Annotated in this window: 4 protein-coding genes; all 4 read left to right on the plus strand. The window is 60.8% G+C overall.

The features are described 5' to 3' along the window. Positions 1-134 precede the first annotated feature (134 nt). Positions 135-1049, plus strand: coding sequence for a protein rep (locus N4G42_RS25540; protein ID WP_260669195.1), 915 nt, complete (start codon positions 135-137; stop codon positions 1047-1049). Positions 1050-1266: 217 nt separating this feature from the next. Beyond that, entirely contained in the window at positions 1267-1578 is a 312-nt protein-coding gene (locus tag N4G42_RS25545) for a hypothetical protein (protein WP_260669192.1), read from the plus strand. A 3-nt stretch (positions 1579-1581) separates the two neighbouring features. Continuing rightward, positions 1582-1854: a hypothetical protein gene (locus tag N4G42_RS25550; protein ID WP_260669193.1), complete on the plus strand. Its 273-nt coding sequence runs from the start codon at positions 1582-1584 to the stop codon at positions 1852-1854. A gap of 267 nt (positions 1855-2121) precedes the next feature. After that, positions 2122-2286: a hypothetical protein gene (locus N4G42_RS25555; protein ID WP_260669194.1), complete on the plus strand. Its 165-nt coding sequence runs from the start codon at positions 2122-2124 to the stop codon at positions 2284-2286. The last annotated feature ends 17 nt before the right edge of the window (positions 2287-2303 follow it).

A 2303-nucleotide genomic window follows, 5' to 3' on the forward strand; every position in this document is an offset into this window, starting at 1 on the left:
CCGATTCGTGGTCAGACGAAATCGGGGTCGAAGGGATCGAGGCACTACCCAAAAGGGTTGATCGTTACAGCAAAGCAAAAAAAGGCGCACTCGACACTGCGGAGTATATGGCCGCCAGGACGAAGCATCAAGCCATGGCGGCAAAGGTGCAGGGCTGCGGGGATTACCTGCTGTTCCGGCATTTTTTCACCGTGGACAAAGTGAAGCTGCACGCGGCCCACTTCTGCAAAAAGCACCTGCTCTGTCCGCTGTGCGCCATCCGTCGCGGTGCGAAGGCTCTCGCGGCCTATCTCGCACGGTGGCAAGCCATCCAGCAGCAGCGGCCCGGACTGTATCCATTTTTGGTTACGTTGACTGTCAAGGATGGCCCCGACCTGGCAGAGCGGTTCAAGCATTTGCACAAGTGCCAGCATGAGCTATGGAAGCGCAAACATCGGGGGCGCGGCTCCGTCCTGGATGGCGTCGAGGGCGCGGTTTGGTCGTATGAGGTCAAGCGCGGCGAAGGCTCCGGCGTGTGGCATCCGCACCTTCACATGATCGCCTTGGCAGAGTGCGAACCCAGCGCGGAACGGCTGTCACGCGAGTGGCATGAAATCACCGGGGACTCGTTCATCGTTGACGTTCGGCCCATCAGCCAGGATGACCCTGTTTCAGGCTTCATCGAGGTTTTCAAGTACGCCGTGAAGTTCTCCGACCAGGAGCCGGCCGACACCGTGCACGCCTGGGAAACCCTTCGGGGGAAAAGGCTCCTGGCCAGCGCGGGATGCTTTCGGGGCGTCGAGGTGCCCGACGAACTGACCGACGACTGTGCGGACGTCGAGGGCCTGCCGTACATGGACATGCTGTACCGCTTCACCCGTGCGGCTGGCTACAGCTTGGAACTGGTCACCAGGGGCCAGGATGAGGCCAGGAAGGCCCCTAAACCGGCTCGGGAGTGTTACCCCATGACCGACGACCGTAGGGGCCTGTATGAGACCTTCCGGCGCGTCTACCTGGAGCGCCTGGAGCAGCGCGGCCTGAGTCCGGGTCAGCGCCTGATTCCCCCCTGACCTATGGGGCGCAAGCCCCATGACAAACGTTCGGCGGGGTACCCGCTGAACCAGCAGAACCCACCACCGGGCGCGGCCTTCCCTCCATCACCCAGCGGCTGCACTGGCACGCCGCCTGCCGCGTGGCGCTGCCTTTGCAATCACAAAGCCTTTGCTCGCCGCCCTGAAAACATGTATTCTTTGCAGACTACAAATCCCGTAGTTTTTAGGAGAATCCATGTTTACCACCGATGAAGGCGAAGTAATCCGGGCTGCTGACCAAGCGGCATCCGTCATTGAAGGGCGCGGCAAATCCGAGTATGTCGGGCTGTCTAAGGTCATTTCGGTTCGTGTTCCTGTGATCCTTGCGGCTCAGGTGCAGGCCCTTGCCCACAAGAGCGCAAAGACCCGTAACTCGACGGTCACGACCCTTTTGGAGGTTGGCCTTGAGGAAGTGCGCGAACGTCTGAGCGAAGAAACTCTGAAGGATTTGGTCGAGATCGAGCAGGAGCTTTTGGCCGATGAGTTCAACGCCATGAAGGGGGCCTGATCCATGCTGATCCTTCAAGGCATCCTCCGCGCTGCTACGACCATTGGCGGCGGCACCAACAAAAAGACCGGGGAAGTGACCCCAAAGCGGAACGTTCTTCAGGTCGAAACTATCGACGGGCGCGGCCTGGTCAAGATGGACACCATCACCGTTCCCGAGCTGGGCACCTTCCCCGACAAGGTGGGGTCAACGGTGAACATTCCTGTGCGTGCCTGGGCACCTGGCAATGCCCAAATCGGCTTCGTGTTCGAGGCTCAACAGGGCACATCCGCATGACGCGCCCCGAAGACGTCGGGCAAGCGCAGCGCCGCACGGCTCCGGGGGGCGGCAGCGGGAGCCAAAGGGGGGCCCCGCTTGCGGGGGGTTCCTTGGGCTCCGGCGGCGGCTCCCTGAACTTGATACATAGAAACAAAGTGCCCAACTCAATGCCCATGCGGGTTTCCGGGCGTTTGAGCCTTGAAAATCTAACCCCTGTCTCCTTGGATTCCTGGCTGGATTTCCTGGCCGGGCCGGTGGGGGCTTTGCTGCTCCAAAGGAGGGCGCATGCACGTTGAAAAAAGCGATCTGGAAAAGCTGCTGGAGTTACTCAAGCAGGCCCAGGAATACCGCGACTATGGCGACACCAAGGCTTACCCTCTGGAGCGTCAAGCGCGCGAGCTGGTCGAGTCGATGCTGAAGGGGGGCGCGGATGCGAAGTCCACCAGGTGAACCCCAAAAGGAAAACC

It is taken from the genome of Acidovorax sp. K2F (assembly GCF_025246485.1).
Classification (GTDB): Bacteria; Pseudomonadota; Gammaproteobacteria; order Burkholderiales; family Burkholderiaceae_C; genus Acidovorax; species Acidovorax delafieldii.

Coding starts and splice junctions, on each gene's coding strand:
- N4G42_RS25550 (WP_260669193.1), top strand. CDS start 1,582: ATGCTGATCCTTCAAGGCATCCTCCGCGCTGCTACGACCATTGGCGGC.
- N4G42_RS25555 (WP_260669194.1), top strand. CDS start 2,122: ATGCACGTTGAAAAAAGCGATCTGGAAAAGCTGCTGGAGTTACTCAAG.
- N4G42_RS25545 (WP_260669192.1), top strand. CDS start 1,267: ATGTTTACCACCGATGAAGGCGAAGTAATCCGGGCTGCTGACCAAGCG.
- N4G42_RS25540 (WP_260669195.1), top strand. CDS start 135: ATGGCGGCAAAGGTGCAGGGCTGCGGGGATTACCTGCTGTTCCGGCAT.